This is a genomic window from Kaistia defluvii (assembly GCF_026343955.1).
In the GTDB taxonomy this organism is placed as follows: domain Bacteria; phylum Pseudomonadota; class Alphaproteobacteria; order Rhizobiales; family Kaistiaceae; genus Kaistia; species Kaistia defluvii.
In genome coordinates this window covers 276,903-298,236 of sequence record NZ_JAPKNI010000001.1, presented here as the reverse complement: position 1 = coordinate 298,236, position 21,334 = coordinate 276,903, and the positions used below count along the sequence as shown (strand labels likewise).

Sequence of the window (21,334 nt, the reverse complement as noted above, 5' to 3'; positions counted from 1 at the left end):
TTGGCCTGAGCAGAATTTTCGTAGGCGTCGGTCGCGTATTGGGCGCCGAAGCGCGTGCCTAGGCCGCGAGCAGACCGGTTCCGATACGCACGAAAGGCGTGACCACAGTCTTGCCATGCAGCTTGGTCAAATGGCCGATGAGCCCCTGCATGATGTTGGCGCGCGCCTGCAGCGAGGTGAGCTGGCGCACCGACGTCATGTAGGTGTATTCGATCGCATTGCGCACGCCTTCGTGGCCGGCTGCGATCAGGACATCGGTGACGGATTTCGGCAGTTGTTGGCCGGCCGGCGTGATCAGCGCGGTGACCATCACGCTGAGATCCGGCGGCGAATGCGGGCTTTCGTAGGAGAACTCCGCCGGCACCTGCAGCGCCTCGCGGTCGCCGGCCGCCAGCAGCGCGATGTTTTTCAGGACACGCATGTGCAGTTCGAACGCGGAATCGGGATCGGCCATATCGAGGCCGCGATCGAAGAAGGCCACCGCAGCGGCGAAGTCGCCGCGCGCCTGCCGCAACTGCCCGAGCACCGGCAGGGCGGCGGCCGAGTCCGCCATACGGTCAAAAGCCCTGCCCGCAAGATCCTCCGCCAGCTCGAGATGGCCGCGATCGATGAAATAGAGCAGCTTGGCGGCGGTCAGCATCAGCAGCGGGTTGGTGTGGATCAGCGGCAGGCAATCCAGCACGGTCGCCTCGATCTCGCTCTCGATCTCGTCGCGCTCGTCGCGGCCGATGCCGATGAAGGGATTGGTGAGGACGAGGCGTGCAAACAGATGCAGGCACCATTGCAGGGCGATATCCGCACTGCCCGGATCCTGCGTCCGCGCATCACGCAGTTGCAGCCCCTTTTCCAGCCAGTTCGGGTTGGAGGCGGACAGGAGGCTCGATGCCTTGCGCTGGCGGATTTCGTACGGCTGGTCCTCGGGGGTGCCAAGCCCCTCCGAGGCCTCGGCCAGATTGCGCTGCAATGCCTCGATGATACCGATCGAGGCGCGCTCCACCTCCGGAACGAGCCCGGCCATGGCGGCGCTGCCGAATTCGAGCCGGAAAGCCCGGATGATGCGGCGTGACGGCCCTTCGCGCAGGGTGGCGGTGCAATCCAGCCGCTCGCCGTTGTCCTGGAAGCTGACCTTGAGGACATAGCGCGACGCCTGCGTTGCCGCCTCGTCATCACGCCCCAGGAGGGTCACGGTCTCGCCGGCGCCGAGCCGGCCTGCGATCATGGCCCGCATATGGGTGGTAACGGCGGACGCACGGTCAGCCAGGCGCTTGTCATGCGATGGGACGACAGGGGCTATCGCGAGAAGTCGGCTGATCGGCGCCGGATCGGGCCGGGGGACGACGGGCGGAAGCTTCGTCGCGATCCAGACATAGCCTTCGCCATATTGCGTGGCGATGAATCGGGGGGACCTTGCGTTGTCGCCGAGCTTGGTTCGCAGGCGGTTGACGAGAAAGTCGACATTGCGGTCGGAGGCATCGGCCTGGGTCGGCGCGATCGCGTCGAGCAACTGACTGCGCTGCATCAGGCGGTGCGGATTCCGGGAAAGCACGAGAAGGAGGGCGCGCTCGCTGCGCGTGAACCGGATCTGCTCCCCGTTGCGATGCGCGAACAGGCATGTGTCATCCAGGACGACATCGCCCATCGCCGATCCGCCGAGTTGCGGCATCTCACCCTTCATCCGAACTCGCCCCAGTCTGCCGGTCGACGCGGCATGCATCCCGAACACAGGGCGCCAGAATGGACGAAGCCTGGCGTCCGGTCCATGCCGTAAGGGTGCACAGCCTTCCGGTCAGGACTTTCCGTTTGGGAAGTGGCGTCGGGCTATGTCCGCGGCAGCCGGTGTCGCGCATGACCGGGGTGCCCTCCGAATGAGGCCCGCTTTCAAATATCAGGCAAACAATCGCCTGCTATAGCCACGGGCCTGGCCGGCCCCGATCGCTGTCGATGCGCGCGTCGCGAAACCGGGCGTCGATCACGCCCGTCGCGCTGGCGCGCGACGAGTCCCTTATTTTCTGGATCATGGCAGGGGATGCCTGGATGAAGACACCTAGCTTCGTGGCGGTCGGATCTGCCCTGATCTTCGTCGCCTTGCCCGCAAGAGCCGAGAATCTTCCGCCCCCGCCTTTCATCTCCGCCGTTCCGATTTCCGACCGCCAGGTCGACGCGGCAGTCGCGCGACTCGACGGCCTTGCCGACGCGTTGATGAAGGAGACCGGCATTCCGGGCATGGCGGTTGCGGTGGTGAAGGACGGCAAGACCGTCTACGCCAAGGGTTTCGGGATCCGCAGGGTGGGCGCGCCAGACAAGGTCGACGCCGACACGGTGTTCCAGCTGGCCTCGATGTCGAAGGCGATCGCCGGCACGGTCGTCGCCCACGAGGTGGGTGCCGGAACGGTGAGCTGGGAGACGCCGGTCATCCGACATCTGCCGTGGTTCCGCCTGCAGGACCCATGGGTCAGCGAGCACGTCACCATCGCCGATCTGATGTCGCATCGTTCCGGCCTGCCGGACCATGGCGGCGACAATCTGGAGGATATCGGCTTTGACCGGCGCGCGGTGCTGGAGCGGCTGCGTCTACTGCCGCTGGACCCGTTCCGGATCTCCTACGCCTACACGAATTTCGGCTTTACCGCTGGTGCGGAAGCCGTGGCGGTGGCGGCCGGGAAGGACTGGGCGACGCTTTCCGAAGATGCGCTCTACAAGCCGCTGGGCATGACCTCAACCAGTTCGCGCTTCGTCGATTACGACAAGCGCGCCAACAAGGCCGTGAACCATGTCCCGGTGAATGGCAGCTTCGCGCCCAAATATCAGCGCAAGCCCGACGCGCAGGCGCCGGCAGGAGGCGTCAGTTCCTCGGTGAACGACATCGCGCGCTGGATGGCGATGGTGCTGCAGGGCGGCACCTATGCGGGCAAGCTGGTCATCGACCCCCAGGCGTTGCTGCCGACGATCTCGGCCGAGATGATCTCCAGCCCTTCGCCGGCCGTCTCTGCCCGGCCCGGTTTCTATGGCTACGGCTTCAATGTGAGCATCAACCCCGCAGGGCGGGTCCAGCTCTCCCATTCCGGCGCCTTCTCTAGTGGCGCGGCCACCGCCTTCACCCTGCTTCCCTCGGCAGGCGTGGGCATCGTCGTGCTCACCAATGCGTGGCCCCTCGGAGCCCCCGAAGCGCTGGCCGCGGAATTCACCGATCTCGTGCAGTTCGGCGAGATCGAGCGGGACTGGCTGGCGGCCTACGGCCCAAGGCTGACGGCGGTGAACCGGCCAGCGGGCAGCCTCGCTGGGAAGGAACGGCCAGGGAACCCGGCGCCCGCCGCCAGGCTTGCCGATTATGTCGGCACCTACCGCAGCGACTATTACGGCACCCTCAAAATCGTCCGGAGCGGAGAGGGGCTGGCGGTACGGCTCGGTCCGGCTGCGACGCAATACACGTTGGAGCATTGGGACGGCGACGCCTTCACGTTTGAACCGTCCAGCGAGAACGAGACCGACGGCTCCATCTCCCTCGCCACCTTCCATAAGGACGCGGCGAGCTTCGGTGCCGTGACCATCGAACATCTCAACCAGAACGGACTGGGCACGTTCGCGCGGGAGTGACCCGCGCGGGGTGGGCCAATGGTGACAAAGTCATGGGGGACGGGCGTTGAACGACATTCTTGCTTGGAGGAAGACGCGGCGGCTCTCGCTGCTTGCCGCCTTTCTGATGCTCTCCACCCATGGCACGATCGCGCTCGCCCAGGGCCTTCCCGCCAGTATGCCGTGGGACAATTCGACGACCGCGTCCGAGCTTCAGGCTGCCATCGATCAGGCCCTGATCGACAAGCGCATCCCGGGCGCCTCGGTCGCCATCCGGCAGGGCGACGTGCGCTGGACGTCGAACTCCGGCGTCGCGGATGTCGCCAACGGCGCGGCACCCACGGCGGACACCTATTTCGGCTTTCGCAGCGTCACCAAGTCGTTCGTGACCACGGTCATCCTGCAACTGGCGGAAGAGGGGCGCATCGGACTGGACGATCCGGTCGGAAATTATGTGGACGGCGTGCCCAATGGCGACGTGATCACGATCCGCCAGCTCGCGGAGATGCGATCGGGCCTGGTCAACTATACCGCGACGGCCGCTTTCGGCGAGCAGTTCGGCGACGATCCGGGCAAGGCGTGGACGGCGGCTGAATTGCTCGCCTTCGCATTCGCCGAGCCGGTCGAGTTCGCGCCCGGCGCCTCTTACGAATATTCCAACACCAACACCGTGCTGCTCGGCGAGGTCATCGCGGCGGCGACGGGAAATGACTGGTCGGAAGAAGTGCGCCAGCGCCTGACGGAACCGCTCGGGCTGAACTCGGTGATCAACCAGGGCGCCGGCACGATGCCGGAACCCAACGCGGTCGGGTATATCGACCTCGACGACGGCAACGGCCCGATATCGCTGGCCGAGTTCAACGCCAGCGGCACGGGCGCCTCGGGCGCGCTGGTCGGCTTGATCGACGATGCCGAGCGCTGGGGCAAGGCGGTCGGAAGCGGCGAACTGCTCAGCAAGCGCGACTTCGTCGAACGGCTGAAGTCATTCGGCTCCAGCGAGCCTGATCCGCTAAGCCCGGAATATGACAGCTACGGCTTCGGAATGGGCGAGATTTCCGGCTTCATCGGCCACACGGGCAACGGCCTCGGCTTCGAGGTGCTGGTCATGTATGACCGGGCGAACGACCGCACGATCACCATCCTCCTCAACGCCAGCAATCCCGACGACCCCGACGCACCGGCGCATCTGTTCAAGGAATTGCTGGCCATTCTCGACTGGAACGGCCCCGCCGGCCAGATCCAGGTGGACGCGGATAGCACCAACGAGGTCGTGGGAGCGGGTACGGTCTGGACCGGGCTGGTCAGCGGGCCGTTCGGCGCGCGCGCTGCCGTCTACGCGGCCAATGGCGGATCGGCCATCGCGGACGGCCGCGTCACGCTCGCGCCGCTGCAGGACTATGTGCCTGCCATCTTCATCGGCAGCAGCGGACGCGTGGAACTGGGCCTGGGTGGCGACATCGCCGCTTCGCTGGGCGGTGATGGCGCTTTCCTGCGTGCCGAGACCGGCACCGCATCGCTCGCCCTTGCCGACGTGAACATCGTGTTGAACGGCGATGAGGTCAGCGGCACCGGCGTCGACGTGCGCGACAACGGCGAGGCCATGCTGACCCGTGTGAAAATCACCGGTAGCGCGCTCGCCGGCCTGCATGCGGGCGGCGGCGCGCCGGCCACGATCGACGGCGATGGGGTCGCCATCGATCTCACCAGCGGCGGCGGCGCGTGGGTCGAGCCGAACGGGACGGTGCAACTCACGGACAGCTCGATCCGTCTGAACGGCGCCGGCAGCGGCCTGCATGCTTCCGGTGGGGACGGAACGGCGAAGCTGCTCGGTACGCGCCTTGACGTCGAGACCCACGCGGCGGGCAGTTTCGGCATCCTCGCGCAGGGTGACGGCGCGACGGTCGACCTCAAGGACAGCTCGGTGGCGACCTATGGCGCTGACGCCCACGCGGTTGTGCTTGGCGAGGGCGCCCGGGTCGATCTGAGCGGAACGAGCGTGCTCGCCCATGGCGTGACTGCGGCAGCGGTGGCCGCCGTCCCGGTCGAGGGCGCAACGACGAGCCGCACCGCCACCCTCTCGGTAACCGACAGCACGCTTGCCGCGGCGAGCGGCATGGCGGTGGTGGCGGCCGGCACCGACCTCAAGTTCACCGCTTCCAATTCGCAGGTGATCGGCGCCATGACCCGCTCCAGCGATGCCGTCATCGACCTCTCGCTCCAGAACGGCAGCCACTGGGTGCTTCCCGCTGCCGGAGTGGCGGTCAGCTCGAGGGTCGACGAACTGGTAAACAGCCACAGCACAATCGCGTTCGCGCAGCCTGTGGGTTCGTCGCCGGCCGTCTTCCAGAGCCTCGAGGTTGGAAGCTATCAGGGCGTCGACGGCACGCTCGTCATGAACGCCGCCTTCGTCGGCGAAGGCGCAGGCGACCAGCTCATCATCGACGGCGGAACGGCCACGGGTCAGACCGGCATCATCGTGCAACCGCTCGGTGCCGTGGCCCTGACCACAGGCGATGGCATCGGCCTGATCCATGCCATCCATGGCGGCCAGACCGACCCCGATGCCTTCGCGCTGGGGCGTCGCGTTGCTGTCGGCGCCTATGAGTACGGTCTCTATCGCGGCGGCGCGTCAGGGACCGACGACTGGTTTCTACGATCGACCCAGGGAGGCGACACCGGACCCGGCGCGTTGCCGAACCTGCGGCCGGAAGTGGCCGTCGACACCGCGCTTCCCGCCATCGCTTCGCACTACAGCATGGCGATCCTCGGCACCCATTCCGAACGCGCGGCCGCACGATCGACCCAGCCGGGCGGGCAAGCCAATGCCGCCTGGGCTCGTCTGTTCGGCGAGACGGGCAGTCAGGGTTCCAGTGGCGGAAACGCGGCGACACAGCTGAACCGCTTCCTGAACAATGGCCCCAGCTACGATATCGATCTGGCCGGCTTCCAGGCCGGCTACGACCTTGTGACCTCGAACCCTGGCGAGGCGGTGCAGAACACCATCGGCTTCTATGTCGGCAGCGGTCAGGCGCGCGGCAATGTCGATGCGGTCTATGGCGGCGCGGCCGGCAAGGTGTCGATGGACGCCTACTCCCTCGGCGCGTACTGGACGCATGCGCAGGCAAGCGGCCTCTATATCGATACGGTGCTTCAAGGCACCTTCTTCACGGAGGGGAGTGCGAGCTCGGTTCTTGGCGAGGAACTGCGTTCGGACGGTTTAGGCCTGACCGCGTCGGTGGAGTCGGGCTACCGGTTCGACCTTGGCGGCGGCTGGGCGATCGAGCCGCAGGCCCAGCTCGTTTATCAGCGCCTGTCCTTCGATGATGGCGCGGACCGCTTCGGCTCGGTTCAGTACGACGCAACCAATGATGTCCTCGGTGGAATCGGCGCCCGCGTCAGTCGTGCGTGGCGGCTGGAAAACGGCACCCGGTTCACCGGCTCGGCACGGGCCAGCCTGTGGAACGCTTTTGGAGATGGCACGGAGGTCACATTCGCCGACCTGTCCGGCGCCAATGCCGCGTCCTTCGACTCAGGTTTGGGCGGCACATCGGTCCAGCTCGACCTCGACGCCTCGATGGCCATTTCCGAGACCGTCAGCCTTTTCGTATCCGGTGACTATGCTGCGCGGGTGGATGGCGAGCAGGGACAGGCGGTCGGAGGGCGGATTGGCTTCAACGTGAGCTGGTAGGAAGCCTCAAGGCGATCCGCTTCCGCGGCCGGCGGATCCGGTTCGCCGCCGGTCGACTAGCCCGCCTTGGCGCGCGGAGGCTCCCGCAGGTGGACCTCCACTTTTCCGGGGGGAACAGCCAGAACGCCGGACGTTGCTGTCGGGAGGTGAGACACGTCGCGAATCGGATTTCCCGTCCGGACGAAGGTGTGAACGACGAGTTCGGTCGCCGGCGCAGTCTACCCTCACCATCACAGGTCGCCAGTTGCCTGGAAAATTCACCTAGATGCCCCGAGTCGTCGTGGCCATTCCGGGCGCTCGCGGTCGATACAAGAGGGGGGAGTTGGTGGGCCCACCAGGACTCGAACCTGGAACCAGACCGTTATGAGCGGTCGGCTCTAACCATTGAGCTATAGGCCCCCGAGGGCTTTCCGTATCGCCTTTGGCCTGGCTTGTCGACCCGGAACGCATGGTGCGCTTTCACAGGCGAGCGTCCGCTTGACAGGCACGGCCGCCGCGCCCGCGAAGGCGGCATGGGGCCGGCGCGGCCGGGGCTCCGGACCCAGGCTAACCGCAGGTTCCACTGCGGCTCAGTCGTCCCCTGCCAGCGGATCGCGCTGGGTGATCAGGCGGGCGCTGCGGCTGCCGGTGGTGTGGATCCACAGCCAGGACAGCGCGACCGCGAGGCGGTTTCGCACGCCGATTAGGAAGAAGATGTGGGCAAGGCCCCACATCCACCAGGCGAAGCCGCCCTTGAAACGGATCCAGCCGAAATCGACCACCGCCGCCTTGCGGCCGATGGTGGCGAGGTTGCCCTGGTCGCGATAGCGGAACGGACGCGGCGTCCGGTTGCCGGCGAGCCGCGCCAGCAGCGTCCCGCCGACATGACGCCCCTGTTGCTTGGCGGCGGGCGCCACGCCAGGCACCGGCTTGCCCTCCGACATCACCATCGCCGTGTCGCCGATGACGAAGATGTCGGGATCGCCGGGAAGGCTCAGATCGGGCTCGACCCTGACCCGGCCGGCACGATCGGCCGGCGGCACGCCGAGCCAGGTCGCGGCGGGCGAGGCCTGCACGCCGGCGGCCCAGATCACCGTCTCGGCCGCAAGGACCGTGTCGCCGATCGACACCTCGCCGGCCGCCATGCCGGAGACCGGATGCCCGGTCCGCACCTCGACGCCGAGTTTTTCGAGCGCCCTGGCGGCATAGTCGGAGAGTTCGGGCCGGAACGCCGCCAGCACGCGCGGACCGGCCTCGACCAGCAGCACGCGGGCGCTGGCCGGATCGAAATTGCGGAAATCGCCCGGCAGCGTGTTATGCGCGAGTTCGGCAATCGTGCCGGCGAGTTCGACGCCCGTCGGGCCGCCACCCACGATGACGAAGGTGAGCCAGGCGGCACGGCGCGCCGGGTCGGCTTCGCGCTCGGCCCGCTCGAACGCCGTCAGGATCCGCCGGCGCAGCGTCGTGGCGTCTTCCAGCGTCTTCAGGCCCGGCGCGAAAGGCTCCCACTCGTCATGGCCGAAATAGGCGTGGCGGGCGCCGGTGGCGATCACCAGCTGGTCGAAGGGCAGGGTGGCGCCATCCTCGAGCCGGACGGTCCTCGCCTGCCGGTCGACGCCGACCACCTTGCCGAGCACCACCTCGATGTTCTTGTGACGGCGCAGCAGGTGGCGGATCGGCCAGGCGATCTCGGAGGTCGAGAGCAGTGCCGTCGCCACCTGATAGAGCAGTGGCTGGAACAGATGGTGGTTGCGCTGGTCGACGACCGTCACGCGGGCGGCGCTGCCACCGAGGCGCATGGCCGTCTCCAGCCCGCCAAAGCCGGCTCCAATCACGACGATCCGGTTCGAAGGCTCGGTCATTCCGTCCGTCCCTTTTGCCCTGGTGACGATCACCATCTCGCCAACGGGTGGTCGCAGTCCCGTCGCAATGCCAATCTATTCAACAACCTATCGTAGTGCCTGCCAATCGAGACGAAGGGAAACCGCGACCATGCGTACCATTCATTTCCGGACCGCCATCCTGGCTTCTACCCTGCTTGCGGTGTTCGCGGCGCCGGCCCTCGCACAGTCCGCGCCGCAGCCGCCGACGCTCACCGTCTTTGCCGATGGCAGCGCCACCGCCGCGCCCGACATCGCCATCGTGACGCTCGGCGTCGTTTCGGAATCGCCGACCGCCAAGGATGCGCTCGCCGCCAACGCCACCGACATGACCGCCGTGATCGCGGCGATCACCGGCGCCGGCATCGCTACCCAGGACATCGCCACCAGCGGTCTTTCGGTTAATCCGGTCTATTCCGATCCGTCCAAGGACCCGAACGGCCAGGCGCAGGTCACGGGCTATCGCGTGCAGAACCAGGTGACGGTCAAGATCCGCGATCTCGCCCAGTCCGGCCCGCTGCTCGACAAGGTCGTCTCGGCCGGCGCCAACCGCGTCACCGGCATCGATTTCGACATCGACAAGGCGACCTCGCTGCGCGACGCGGCGATGAAGGCGGCGATCACCGAAGCGCGCCGCCGCGCCGAGCTGATGGCGGAAGCGGCGGGCGTCAAGCTCGGCGAGATCCAGTCGATCCAGACCAGCGATGGCGGCGGCGTGCCGATCTTCCGCGCGCAGATGGCGATGAAGGCCGATGCCTCGACCCCGGTGATGGGTGGCGAGCAGCAGATCACCGCCAATGCGACGATCGTCTACCAGATCGCCCCGCGCTGACGCCTGGCGCTGATACCCGGCGCTGATATCTGGCGCCTGACGAACCGGCGGCCTTTCCCTTGAGGAGAGGCCGCCGCCTTTCTGCACGCTAGGCGACATCCTCGACGACCCTGGCCGCCGCGGCCGGCGCGAGCACCGAGATCGCCCCGGGCAGGCTCTCGAACACCAGCGGCGTCTGCATCCGCATCAGTTCGCCGTCGATCGAAAGCCAGACGCGGGAGCGGTGGCTGGTGATCGTGGCATGGCTGACGGCCAGCGAGTTGATTTCCGGATTGTCGCGCCAGCGTCCGGACAGGAGGTCCAGCCCCGCCTGCATCCGGCTGGCCATTTCCGCGCCTTCGGCGAAATGGATCTCGATCACGCCCTCGTCGAGCCGGGGACGATCGAAGCCGCCGGTGGAGAGCCGGTTGTTGGTGACCAGCAGCGCATAGGCGGCGATCTCGCGCTCGCCCTGCGGCGTCTCCAGGTTCAATTGCAGGATGCCGGCGCGGGTGAACGCCCGGAACGACGAGCGCGCCACGGCGATGAAGCGGCCGAAGGGCAGGCTCAGGCCCCGGAACTGCGCCCGGCCACGCGCCACCTCGGCGAAGAAGCCGAGCCCGGCGAGCGAATGGAACAGCCGGCCGTTGACGGCGGAAAGATCGATCCGGCTCGGCGTGGCGCCGGCCAGCGCCAGCAGCGCGGCATCGAGATCCGTCGGCATGCCGAGGCTCTTGGCGAACAGGTTCATCGTGCCGAGCGGCAGGACGCCAAGCGTGCGCTCGGTGCCGGCGATCTTGCGGATGGCATGCCCGACCGAGCCGTCGCCGCCGCCGACCACGACGGTCTGTGGTCCGGATTGCGCGGCGCTGTCGATCGCCCGCATGAAGGCGTCGCCTTCCGCGAGGACCACCTCCGCCGAATGGCCGCGATCGGCGAAGGCCCGTTCCACGGTCGCGCGGATTTCGGCCGGATCCAGATCGTGGATCGTCCCGGCCTTGGCATTCAGGATAACGATGGTATCGACCACGATGGGCTCCCCCGCGACGCCTCAAGGTGGCGACGCCGACGGGGCAACGCAAGCCGTCCCGGAACGATCCGTGGCGCGGCGATCGAAACCGGCCGGCCGGCCTCTAGCGCGCCTGAAGCGGAACCGGCGTCGGGCGTTCTTCCGAGAGGGCGGCCTCGCCCTTGCGGGCGCGCATCAGATTGACGAAGCGCGTGAACAGATAATGGCTGTCCTGCGGGCCAGGCGATGCTTCCGGATGGTACTGCACCGAGAAGATCGGCTTGTCCTTGACGCGCAATCCGCAGTTCGAACCGTCGAACAGCGAGACATGCGTCTCCTCGACGGTGTCGGGCAGCGAGCCGGCGTCGACGGCGAAGCCGTGGTTCATCGAGGTGATCTCGACCTTGCCGGTGGTGCGGTCCTGGACGGGATGATTGGCGCCGTGATGGCCCTGGTGCATCTTCCTGGTCTCGCCGCCGAGCGCGATGCCGAGCATCTGGTGGCCGAGGCAGATGCCGAACAGCGGCACGTCGGCCGCGATCACTTCGCGGATCGCCGGCACGGCATACTCACCCGTCGCGGCCGGGTCGCCCGGGCCGTTCGAGAGGAAGACGCCATCCGGCTTGTGCGCCAGGATTTCGGCGCCGGTCGCGGTTGCCGGCAGCACGGTCACATCGCAGCCGGCATCGGCCAGCAGGCGCAGGATGTTGCGCTTGATGCCGTAATCGACGGCGACGACCTTGTGGACCGGGTTCTCCTCGCGGCCAAAGCCCTTGTTCCAGACCCAGGTCGTCTCGTCCCAGCGGAAGCTCTGTCCGGTGGTGACGTCCTTGGCGAGGTCCATGCCTTCCAGGCCCGGCCAGGCGGCGGCTTCCTGGGCAAGCGCCTCCCGGTCGAAGGCGCCGTCCGGTGCATGGGCGATCACGGCGTTCGGCATGCCCTTCTCGCGGATCAGCGAGGTCAGCGCGCGCGTGTCGACGCCGGCGATGCCGACGATGCCGCGCGACTTGAGCCACTGGTCGAAATTCTTCAGCGCGCGGTAATTGGACGGGTCGGTGATATCGGTCTTGATCACGCAGCCGCGCACGCCCGACGCCGAGGCCATGTTGATGGTCTCGATGTCCTCGTCATTGGTGCCGACATTGCCGATATGCGGGAAGGTGAAGGTGATGATCTGCCCGGCATAGGACGGGTCGGTCAGGATTTCCTGATAGCCGGTCATCGCCGTGTTGAAGCAGACTTCGCCGACCGCGTGGCCGACCGCGCCGATGCCTCGGCCCTCGATCACGGTGCCGTCGGCGAGGATCAGAAGCGCGGTCGGCTTCGGCTCAGCCCAGACGTTCTCATCCGCGATCGTGTCGGTCAGCATTGTGTCGGCCATGGTCTACCTGCGGGTCTCGAGACGGGGCGCCAAGCTCGTGCCGACAAGCTCATGCCGCACAAAAACGCGGCGGATCCCGTGGATCCACCGCCTCGCGCCCATTTGCCGGGAAACTAGGCCAAGAGGTCCCACCCGTCAACCCGAAGCGGAAAATACAAAAGTCATACATTTCAATGTGTTAGCATTGATGTGCTTGAAGGACGCGCCAAGCTTCTCTATGGTGCGGCAGCGTTCAAGGAGATTGACGATGCGCGACACCATCACCGCAGCCCTGAAAGCGGCAACGCTGGCCCAGGACAAGAGGCGCACCGGCACGCTTCGCCTGATCATGGCCGCGATCAAGGATCGCGACATCGTCGCCCGCACTGCCGGCGCCGGCACGGCCAGCGACGTCGAACTCATCGACCTGCTCGCCAAAATGGTCAAGCAGCGGCTGGAATCGGCCAAGATCTACGAGGACAATGGCCGCCCCGAGCTCGCCGCGCAGGAGCGCGAGGAAATCGCCATCATCGAGGACTATCTGCCCAAGCAGCTGAGCGAGGACGAGGCCAAGGCCGCGATCGCCGCCATCGTCGTCGAGACCGGCGCGAGCGGCATCCGCGACATGAACAAGGTGATGTCCGAGCTGAAGGCCCGCTATGCCGGGCAGATGGACTTCTCCAAGGCGAGCGCCGCCGTCAAGGCAGCCCTTTCCAGCTAGGAACGATCATGGAACTGCCGCCCGCCCTCCGCGACGCCGTCGACGCGGCGCTCGAGGGCGCCTCGACGGCGGCCCTTGCCGAAGCCTCCGCCATGCTCTCGCAGCGTTATCGCAGCGAGCTTCGCGATGGCCGGTTCCACGTCTCCGAGGACTACGCCGCGCGCGCCTATCTGGCGGCGCGGCTGCCCGCCACCTTCGCCGCCGTCCGCGCCGCGATGGGGGAAGCCGAACTTCAGATGCCGGACTTCCGGCCGACATCGCTGCTCGATCTCGGCGCCGGTCCCGGCACCGCCATGTGGGCGGCGCGCGACGCCTGGCCCTCGATCGACGACACGCTGATGATCGAGGGCAGCCCGACCATGCGGCGCTGGGGCGAAAAGCTCGCCGCGTCCGCCGCGCCGTTCCGGCGCGAATGGCGCGCGGCGGATTTTTCCAAGGGCAGGCTCGCGGTCGAGACGCATGATCTCGTCACCATCGCCTATGTGCTGGACGAACTGGAGCTCGACGCCCGCGCGGCGCTGATCGAGGCGGCGTGGCAGGCTACCGGCTCGCTGCTGCTGATCGTCGAGCCCGGCACGCCGGCGGGCTGGCAGCGCATCCTGGACACGCGGACGCAATTGCTGGGCCTCGGCGCGAACATCGTCGCGCCCTGCGCGCATCAGGCGCCGTGCCCGATCGTGTCGCCCGACTGGTGCCATTTCTCCCGCCGCGTGGCGCGGACGAAGATCCATCTGCGCAGCAAGGGCGCGGTGGTGCCGTTCGAGGACGAGAAGTTCATCTATCTGGCCGTCTCCAGGGCGCCGGTCGCCAGGGCCACGGGCCGCGTCCTGTCGCCGCCCCGCGCCGGCAGCGGCAAGGTCAGCCTGAAGCTCTGCCTCGCCTCCGGCGCGGCCGAGACGCGGCTGATCACCAAGCGCGACGGCGAGCTGTTCAAGGCCGCCCGCCGCATCGACTGGGGCGACGCGCTCGACGTCTAGCGGGCAGGGGCGTCTCTTCCCCCTTCCTGCGCCGCCGCCCGACACGCAGAAATGCGGCCGGGACTTCGATCACCCCGCCAGCAATCCCTTCAGCTTCACAGAGCCATCCGCCAGCGCAGCCTTGTCCGGTGTCGCGCGCCGGGCGATGAGCATCTCGGCCAGACGGACATCCCGGGCGATCCTGCCGTTCGGGCCGACCGCGCTCGCCGCGACCAGGCGGCCGTCGGTGGCGAGGTGGAAATCGAGCCGTGCCCCGTCGCCGAGATCGCGCGTCACCGTCTCGTGGCCCTCATCGGGGAGGCCGGCGATCTGGAGGGTGAGGTCATACTGATCCGACCAGAACCATGGCACGGCGTCATAGGCGCCGCTGCCGCCCAGCATGGATTTCGCCGCCGCGTTACCCTGGTCCTGCGCGTTGCGCCAGGCTTCCAGGCGCAGTCGTCGGCCGTCATAGAGCGGGTGCGGAAACGAGCAGCAGTCGCCGGCGGCAAAGATATCGGGATCGCTGGTCGCCAGTCGTGCGTCGACGGCCACGCCGTTGTCGATGGCGAGCCCGGCCCGTTCGGCAAGGCCGGTCTCCGCCACCGCGCCGATGCCGGCGAGGATGCCGTCGCAGGGGATGCGTTCGCCGGTCGACAGCCGGATGGCGTGGCGTTCGCCCTCCGCCTCGATGCGCTCGATCCCGATTCCGGTCAGCAGTCGGACACCCGCCGCGGCGTGCCGGGTCGCGATGACGTCGGCAATGGCCGCCGGCACGGCGCGGGCGAGCAGGCGCGGCGCCAGTTCGATCAGCATCACCTCGGCGCCGCGCGCGCGAGCCGCCGCCGCCAGTTCGAGGCCGATGAAGCCGCCGCCGATGATGGCGATATGCGCACCCGGAGCGAGGCGCGAACGCAGCGCGCGGGCTTCCTCGAGGGTGCGCAGATACAGCACGTTTTCCGGCCCCGCGCCGGGAACGGCAAGCTTTCGCGCCCGCGCACCGGTGGCGATCAGCAGCCGGTCGTAGCGCAGCCACCCGCCATCGGCGAGCTCGACCGCATGGGCGGCGCGGTCGATGGCGGTGGCGGCGCGACCGCCGAGATGGCGGATGCCGTGTTCGTCGAGCCGGTCTGGCGTCAGGATGAAGGCGGCCTCCGGCTCGGCCTCGTCGGTCAGCGCGGCCTTGGAGAGGGGCGGGCGCTCATAGGGGCGGTGCGCTTCCTCGCCGAGCAGGGTCACCTGGCCTTCAAAGCCGTTCTCGCGCAGCGCCATGGCCGCGCGCGCGCCGGCCTCGCCCGCGCCGATGACGAGGATGGCTTCCGCCTTCGTCATCGCCTCACGCCAGGCCGAGCAGGACTTTGCCGCCGTCCAGCTTGACCGGATAGGTCTTCAGAGCGAGGCAGACCGGCGCGCCCTTGGCCTGGCCGGTGCGGTAATCGAAGCGGCCATTGTGCTTCGGGCATTCGATGATGTGATCCATGACGAGGCCATCGGCGAGGTGGATCCGCTCATGCGTGCAAAGTCCGTCGGTGGCGAAATACTCATCGTCGGGCGAGCGGTAGATCGCATAGGTGTGGCCGGCATGATCGAAGCGGATGACATCCTCCGCATCGATGTCGTCGGCGTCGCAGGCTTCGATCCAGGTCGTGGCGGTGATGGTCATGATGGTCTCTTTCGGTCTGTCGTTCGTTGGCTCGGCGCCGGCTTTGCGTCCTTCGAGACGGCTTTCTGCGAAAGCCTCGTCAGGATGTTGGGGGGTGGGTGCTGCATGCCGGTTGCAGCTTTGCTGGAGACCCTCACCCCAGCCTCTCCCGCGCGCGGGAGAGGGGGCGTATCGAGGCCCGTCTGTCCTGCGCAGTCTTCGCTCGATCGTTGTGAAGGAGCCGGAGGAAAAGCACTCGCCCGCTTGCGGGAGAGGGTCGGGTGAGGGGCTTTTTGCTTCGGAGGCCCGCTCTCCTCAACATGCTGAGGAGGGCCGCAGGCCCGTCTCGAAGCACCCACGGCGCCGCCTCACTCGGCCGGCACGAACTGCGTGCCGTGATTGTAGGGCACGGATTTTTCCGGGTTGGGCAGCTGGCGCTTGACGAAGAAGCCGGGCTCGCGGCTCTGGCGCAGCAGGGCCGGGATGATCTCGGCATAGGCTTCCCAGAGGCCGTTATAGGGCGTCGGGCAATCGTCCCGGATTGCGGCATGCAGCTTCGGCAGCGCGTGATAGGGCACCATCGGGAACATGTGATGTTCGACGTGGTAGTTCATGTTCAGATAGAGGAAGCGATAGACCGGGTTCATGTAGACGGTGCGGCTGTTCAGCCGGTGATCGAGCACGTCCTCGTCCAGGCCGGCATGCTGGGTCAGGCCGAAGATCACCGTGAAATAGCCGCCATAGAGCGTCGGCAGGCCGATGAACATCGCCGGCAGGATCGAGCCAATCGCGAAGCACCAGACCGCCACGGCGGCGAAGATGGCGAGATACAGCCGTGCCACCCAATAGACCTTGCCGCGCTCCATCTCCGGAATATAGGTCCGCTCTTCGTCCGTCAGCCTGCCGCCGGCATGCAGGAACAGCTTCCTGAAGGCAGCATAGGTGCTCTTCAGCGCGAACAGGTTCAGCAGGATGCCGAGGATATCCGGCGGGCGCGGCACGGCGATCTCGGGGTCGCGGCCGACGATGATCGTGTCGGTATGATGCCGCGTATGGCTCCAGCGCCAGACGGTCGGCTCCCGCAGAATCATGAAGCAGGCGATGTGATAGACGACATCGTTCATCCAGCGGGTCTTGAAGGCGGTGCCGTGGCCGCATTCATGCCAGCGCGAATCCGAGGCCGAGCCGTAGAGGATGCCGTAGATCGCGAAGAAGGGGACCGCCCACCAGCTACCCCAGAAGTAGTAGCCCCCGAGACCGGTCAGGAAGAGCGCCGCGAACCAGATCGCCGTATCGCGCAGCGCCGGGCCATCGGAGCGCTTCATCAGCGCCTTCAATTCCTTGCGGGGGATCGGGCACTGATACCACGCCGCCGCCGCGAGGCCGATCTCCTCGGCCCGCCGGGTATCGCGTCCGACCAGGGAATAGTCGCGTAACACCGTTCCGGTGGTCATTCCGTTCCTCCGCCGCATCGCGCTTTTTTGGGCCATTCCGCTGGGGAGGCGCGCTTTCGATGTCCGGAACGAGTCTAGTCTCCAAGGCTTCCCGGCTCAATCTCGCGATGATAGAATCTCTCACGAAAGCTCAAGACGGCGGCGGGTGATGATGATGGAAACTATCAAGGCCGGACCGGCATGGACGGCGTGACCCGGCCGACCATCCGCGACCTCGCCGAAGCGGCGGGCGTCGGCGTCGCCACCGTCGACCGGGTGCTGAACCAGCGCGCGCCCGTCCGGCGCGAGACGGCGGAGCGCGTGCTCGCCGCCGCCGAAGCAATCGGCTATCACGGCGCCGGCCTGTTGAAGCGGCGGCTGGAGGAGACCGCGCCAAGCCGCAGCTTCGGCTTCCTGCTTCAGCGCCGCGCCGATGCCTTCTACCAGGAGATGGCGGCGGCGCTGGCGGCGGCCACCCGCGCCGCCCCGGGCGTGCGCGGCAAGCCGGTCGTCGAGTTCGTCGAGGATATCTCGGCCGGCACGGTGGCGGAAAAGCTGCTGGCGCTGGGCGCGCGGGTCGATGCGCTCGCCGTCGTCGCCGCGGATCATCCCAAGGTCACCGAAGCGATCGAGACGCTGGCTGCGCGTGGCGTCGGCGTGATGACGCTGCTCTCGGAACTGTCGGCGCCGGGCGGGATCGGCCATGTCGGCATCGACCATCGCAAGGCCGGGCGCACCGCCGCCTGGGCGATTGCCCGGCTGGCGAAGGCGCCCGGCAGCGTCGGCATCTTCGTCGGCAGCCATCGCTACATCGGGCACGAACTCTCCGAGATCAGCTTTCGAAGCTATTTTCGCGAGCATGCGCCGGAGTTTCGCCTGCTCGAACCGCTCGCCAATCTCGAGGATCCGCATCTCGCGCATGAGGGCACGCTGGAGCTTCTGAAACGCAATCCGGACCTGGTCGGCATCTATGTCGCCGGCGGCGGCATGGCCGGGCTGATCTCCGCGTTGCGCGAAAGCGGGGCGGCCGGGCGCGTCATCGCCGTCTGCAACGAACTCGTGCCGGAGACGCGCGTCGCGCTGGTCGATGGCGTGCTCGACGCGGTGATCGCCACGCCGGTGCAGGCGCTCGCCGAACGGTCGGTCGAGATCCTGGCCCGCGCCGTCGCGGGCAGGGCCGGAGAGGGCGACAACCGCGTGCTCCTGCCGTTCGAACTCTTTGTTTCCGAGAATGTCTGATGGTGGTGGATGCCGCAAAAGGGGCTAGGGTGAATCGCCGGGCCGGCTGCTCTTCCCTCGCATCGCGCCGTCCCGGGCACGATCCCGCCCCGGGGTCGCTTTCCGAAACTCTCTCAGCGGGTGAGCCGCGTGCCAGTCCATCGCTTACTTCGCGCTCGCATCCCGGTTCGTCGCTACAGTCAGGAAATGTTCGCGTTCCGGCGCGGCGACATCCGGGTGGAGACGGTGCTCGCCTGCATGCCGGCGATGGCGATCTGCCTCGCCGCCGGCATCCTGTTCGGGCGGCCGGATTTTGGCCTCGTCGCGGCCAGCGGCGCCTTTTCCGTCGGCTTCGGCGCGTTCCAGCGCTTCACCGCGGTGCGCGCCGGGCCGATGATCTTCGCCATGATCGGCATGAGCGTCGCGGCGTGGGTCGGATCGTTTTCCGGCAGCTACCTGCCGCTGATGATCCTGTTCTCCGCCATGTTCGGCGCGCTTTGCGGCGGCGCCAACGCCGCCGGCCCGGCCGCCTGGTGGATCACGCTGCAATGGGCGATCACCTTCTTCGTCGCCGATGCCTATCCCGCGGACATGATGGGCGCACTGGGGCGGGCGGGCCTGGTCTTTAGCGGCGGCCTGCTGCAGATCGCCCTGGTGACGCTGGTCTGGGCGCTGGCCGGCAAGTCGGCGATCCTCCGCGAGCATGACGGTTCCGACCGCTGGCAGGACCTGTTCGCCGTGATGGGCCGCCGCCTGACCGGCCATTCCGACACGCTGCGGATCGCCATCGCCACGGCGATCCTGGCAGTGGCGACCACCTTGCTCACCAAGACGACGCAGATGCCGAACGGCTACTGGATCCCGGTGACGGCGCTGATCATCCTGAAGCCGCAATCCGACAAGACGGTCGAGCGCGTCGTCTTCCGCATCTGCGGCACGGTCGCCGGCGCGGGCATCGCCACGCTGATCGCAGCCCTGCTCAGGCCCGATGAAAGCCTGCTGGCCGTGCTGGTTGTGCTGCTCGCCGGCGTCGCCTATTCGATGCAGCGCTCCGGCTATGCCGCCTTCGTCGCCTGCGTCACGGCCTGTGTCGCCTTCCTGGTGGCGCTGGCCGGACTGCCCGAGATCGAGGTGGTCAAGCATCGCATCCTCGCCACCGTGATCGGCGGGTTGCTGGCGCTCGTCACCGCGGTCTGCGTCGAGGCCTGGGACCGGCGGGCGCAGCGCGGCGCCGGGCCGCCGGCCGCCGAGGGTTAGCGCTTCAGCAGCCACTCATGGTCGGGATCGTTGTGGAACTTCCACGTCCGCTTCGGCCCGGCCATGACGTTGAGATAGTAGAGGTCGTAGCCATGGATGGTGGCGCAGGGGTGATAGCCCCTGGGCACCAGCGTCACCACGCCGTCCTCGACCAGCATCGTCTCGTCGAGCGTGCGGTCGTCCGTGTAGACGCGCTGGAAGGCGAAGCCCTGCGGCGGGTTGAGGCGGTGGTAGTAGGTTTCCTCCAACTGCGATTCCGCCGGCAGGTTGTCGGTGTCGTGCTTGTGCGGCGGATAGCTTGAGGTGTGGCCGCCGGGCGTGATCACCTCAACGACAAGCAGCGAATCCGCCTTGGCCTCTTCCGGCAGGATGTTGGTGACGTAGCGCGTGTTGGTGCCGGTGCCCCGCGTCTCCTGCGTGACCTTGTCGGGGCGGATATGGCGCGGCGGCAGGTTGCCGCCGGTCGACGGCGCCGAGCAGACGGCGAGCGTCAGCGGCGTCGTCGCCGTCACCATCCAGTCATGCTCGGCCGGCACATAGACCGAGTCCGGCTTGCCGTCGAAGGGCGACATGCGCTCGCCCAGAATGTTGAAATCGACATCCTCGACGATGATGCGCGCCTTGCCGGAAACCAGCACCAGGCAGACCTCGCGGTCATTGGTGTTGGCCTGCGCCATCTCGCCCGGCGCAAGCTGGTAGAGATCGAAGCCGACATGCGACCATCCCGCCGATTGCGGCGTGACGTGGATGGTCTGGCCCTTGCTGCCGATCGGCTTGACGAGAAGATCTGCCATGAAGGTCTCCCTGGATTGCAACACAGGCTTGGGCCGAACTCCACTTCACCTCTCCCTCAGGGAGAGGTGAAGAACCGCGTGGTGCAAAGTCCCTTTACCGCTTCAATCCCGCAGCATCGATAAACCGGTTGAGATTGTCGAATCCCATCTTCACATAGCGCGCCGGCGGTGCCTTGACGGGGTCCTGCTCGGCCTCGATCACGATCCAGCCGGCATAGTCCGGGATCTCCCGGAACACCGCGACATAGTCGATCGCGCCGTCGCCCGGCACGGTGTAGACGCCGGCCAGCACGCTATCGAGGAACGACCAGTCGCCGGTCGTCGCCTGCTTCGCCACGTCCGGGCGGACGTCCTTGGTGTGGACATGGGCGATGCGGTTGCGATAGTGCCGCGCCAGCCGAACCGGGTCGCCGCCGGCCCAGGTGATATGGCCGGTATCGAGCAGCAGTTTTACCGCCGGCCCCGTCGCTTCCATCAGCCGGTCGATCTCGGCCTCGGTCTGGATCACGGTGCCGATGTGGTGGTGATAGACCAGCGTCAGCCCCTCGCGGGAAAGATAGTCGGCGAATTCAGTCAGCCGCGTGGTGAAGCGGCCCCATTCGACCTCGCTCATCAGCGGACGCGTCGAAAGCGGCGCCGATTGCGTGCCGTGGATGGTGCGGGTGCATTCCGCCGCGATGAACACCTTGCAGTCGAAGGCCTTCAGCAGGTCGATATGGGCGCGGGCCTGCTTCCACTCCTCCTCGGCGTCGCGCTCGATCAGGAAGGTCGAATACCAGCCGCTGACGAGGTCGAGGCCATGACCGGCCAGGATCGGCCGCAGCGTCTCGGCGTCGCGCGGAAACTTGTGGCCGAGTTCCATGCCCTCGATGCCGATGGCCTTCGCCTCCGACAGGCATTGCTCGAGCGGGATGTCGCCGCCGATGTCCTGCTTGTCGTCATTGGACCAGCAGATCGGGTTGGCGCCGATGCGGATCATGGGGTGCTTCCTCGTTGGTTTGTCGGCGGTATCG

16 protein-coding genes and 1 tRNA gene are annotated in these 21,334 nt (G+C 67.3%); 7 read left to right on the top strand and 10 right to left on the bottom strand.

Annotation, left to right across the window (positions count from 1 at the left end):
* Positions 1-58: 58 nt before the first annotated feature.
* Positions 59-1,675 (bottom strand): winged helix-turn-helix domain-containing protein, encoded by a 1,617-nt coding sequence (locus OSH10_RS01325; protein ID WP_266329651.1) that lies wholly within the window; start codon positions 1,673-1,675, stop codon positions 59-61.
* A 359-nt stretch (positions 1,676-2,034) separates the two neighbouring features.
* On the opposite strand from OSH10_RS01325, the gene OSH10_RS01320 reads away from it, so the two are divergent.
* Positions 2,035-3,594: a serine hydrolase gene (locus tag OSH10_RS01320; RefSeq protein WP_266329649.1), complete on the top strand. Its 1,560-nt coding sequence runs from the start codon at positions 2,035-2,037 to the stop codon at positions 3,592-3,594.
* Between the two features lie 46 nt (positions 3,595-3,640).
* The gene (locus tag OSH10_RS01315) at positions 3,641-7,261 is read left to right on the top strand and encodes a serine hydrolase (RefSeq protein WP_266329648.1); all 3,621 of its coding nucleotides are present in this window, start codon (positions 3,641-3,643) and stop codon (positions 7,259-7,261) included.
* A gap of 323 nt (positions 7,262-7,584) precedes the next feature.
* Here the strand turns inward: OSH10_RS01315 and OSH10_RS01310 are convergent.
* A tRNA-Ile gene (locus tag OSH10_RS01310) sits at positions 7,585-7,660 on the bottom strand.
* A gap of 170 nt (positions 7,661-7,830) precedes the next feature.
* The gene (locus OSH10_RS01305) at positions 7,831-9,102 is read right to left on the bottom strand and encodes an NAD(P)/FAD-dependent oxidoreductase (RefSeq protein ID WP_266329647.1); all 1,272 of its coding nucleotides are present in this window, start codon (positions 9,100-9,102) and stop codon (positions 7,831-7,833) included.
* Positions 9,103-9,232: 130 nt separating this feature from the next.
* On the opposite strand from OSH10_RS01305, the gene OSH10_RS01300 reads away from it, so the two are divergent.
* Positions 9,233-9,952 carry an SIMPL domain-containing protein gene (locus tag OSH10_RS01300; protein WP_266329646.1) on the top strand — a complete coding sequence of 240 codons (720 nt, stop codon included), beginning with the start codon at positions 9,233-9,235 and terminating at the stop codon, positions 9,950-9,952.
* 88 nt (positions 9,953-10,040) lie between these two features.
* On the opposite strand, the gene OSH10_RS01295 is transcribed toward OSH10_RS01300, so the two are convergent.
* Together OSH10_RS01295 and carA are read right to left on the bottom strand one after the other, a co-directional pair.
* Positions 10,041-10,961, bottom strand: a complete 921-nt coding sequence (locus OSH10_RS01295; RefSeq protein ID WP_266329645.1) for a diacylglycerol kinase family protein — start codon at positions 10,959-10,961, stop codon at positions 10,041-10,043.
* Positions 10,962-11,064: 103 nt separating this feature from the next.
* A complete protein-coding gene (gene carA / locus OSH10_RS01290) occupies positions 11,065-12,321 on the bottom strand; it encodes a glutamine-hydrolyzing carbamoyl-phosphate synthase small subunit (protein ID WP_266329644.1) in 1,257 nt (418 codons plus the stop codon).
* Positions 12,322-12,568: 247 nt separating this feature from the next.
* Here carA and OSH10_RS01285 point away from each other — a divergent pair, with 247 nt between their 5' ends.
* Both OSH10_RS01285 and OSH10_RS01280 read left to right on the top strand, forming a co-directional pair.
* Complete coding sequence (locus OSH10_RS01285; RefSeq protein ID WP_266329643.1) at positions 12,569-13,021, top strand: GatB/YqeY domain-containing protein; 453 nt, start codon at positions 12,569-12,571, stop codon at positions 13,019-13,021.
* Positions 13,022-13,029: 8 nt separating this feature from the next.
* A complete protein-coding gene (locus tag OSH10_RS01280) occupies positions 13,030-13,998 on the top strand; it encodes a small ribosomal subunit Rsm22 family protein (RefSeq protein ID WP_266329642.1) in 969 nt (322 codons plus the stop codon).
* Between the two features lie 69 nt (positions 13,999-14,067).
* On the opposite strand, the gene OSH10_RS01275 is transcribed toward OSH10_RS01280, so the two are convergent.
* The 3 genes from OSH10_RS01275 to OSH10_RS01265 form a co-directional block, all read right to left on the bottom strand.
* Positions 14,068-15,309 (bottom strand): NAD(P)/FAD-dependent oxidoreductase, encoded by a 1,242-nt coding sequence (locus tag OSH10_RS01275; RefSeq protein WP_266329640.1) that lies wholly within the window; start codon positions 15,307-15,309, stop codon positions 14,068-14,070.
* A gap of 4 nt (positions 15,310-15,313) precedes the next feature.
* Positions 15,314-15,640 (bottom strand): MocE family 2Fe-2S type ferredoxin, encoded by a 327-nt coding sequence (locus tag OSH10_RS01270; protein WP_266329639.1) that lies wholly within the window; start codon positions 15,638-15,640, stop codon positions 15,314-15,316.
* Positions 15,641-15,987: 347 nt separating this feature from the next.
* Positions 15,988-17,073, bottom strand: coding sequence for a fatty acid desaturase family protein (locus tag OSH10_RS01265; RefSeq protein ID WP_266329638.1), 1,086 nt, complete (start codon positions 17,071-17,073; stop codon positions 15,988-15,990).
* Between the two features lie 180 nt (positions 17,074-17,253).
* Here OSH10_RS01265 and OSH10_RS01260 point away from each other — a divergent pair, with 180 nt between their 5' ends.
* Both OSH10_RS01260 and OSH10_RS01255 read left to right on the top strand, forming a co-directional pair.
* Positions 17,254-18,291, top strand: coding sequence for a LacI family DNA-binding transcriptional regulator (locus OSH10_RS01260; protein ID WP_266329637.1), 1,038 nt, complete (start codon positions 17,254-17,256; stop codon positions 18,289-18,291).
* Between the two features lie 186 nt (positions 18,292-18,477).
* Positions 18,478-19,527, top strand: coding sequence for an FUSC family protein (locus OSH10_RS01255; RefSeq protein WP_266329636.1), 1,050 nt, complete (start codon positions 18,478-18,480; stop codon positions 19,525-19,527).
* On the opposite strand, the gene iolB is transcribed toward OSH10_RS01255, so the two are convergent.
* Together iolB and iolE are read right to left on the bottom strand one after the other, a co-directional pair.
* Positions 19,524-20,321: a 5-deoxy-glucuronate isomerase gene (iolB, locus tag OSH10_RS01250; protein WP_266329635.1), complete on the bottom strand. Its 798-nt coding sequence runs from the start codon at positions 20,319-20,321 to the stop codon at positions 19,524-19,526. The genes OSH10_RS01255 and iolB overlap by 4 nt on opposite strands.
* 94 nt (positions 20,322-20,415) lie before the next feature.
* The gene (gene iolE / locus OSH10_RS01245) at positions 20,416-21,300 is read right to left on the bottom strand and encodes a myo-inosose-2 dehydratase (RefSeq protein WP_266329634.1); all 885 of its coding nucleotides are present in this window, start codon (positions 21,298-21,300) and stop codon (positions 20,416-20,418) included.
* Positions 21,301-21,334: the final 34 nt, after the last annotated feature.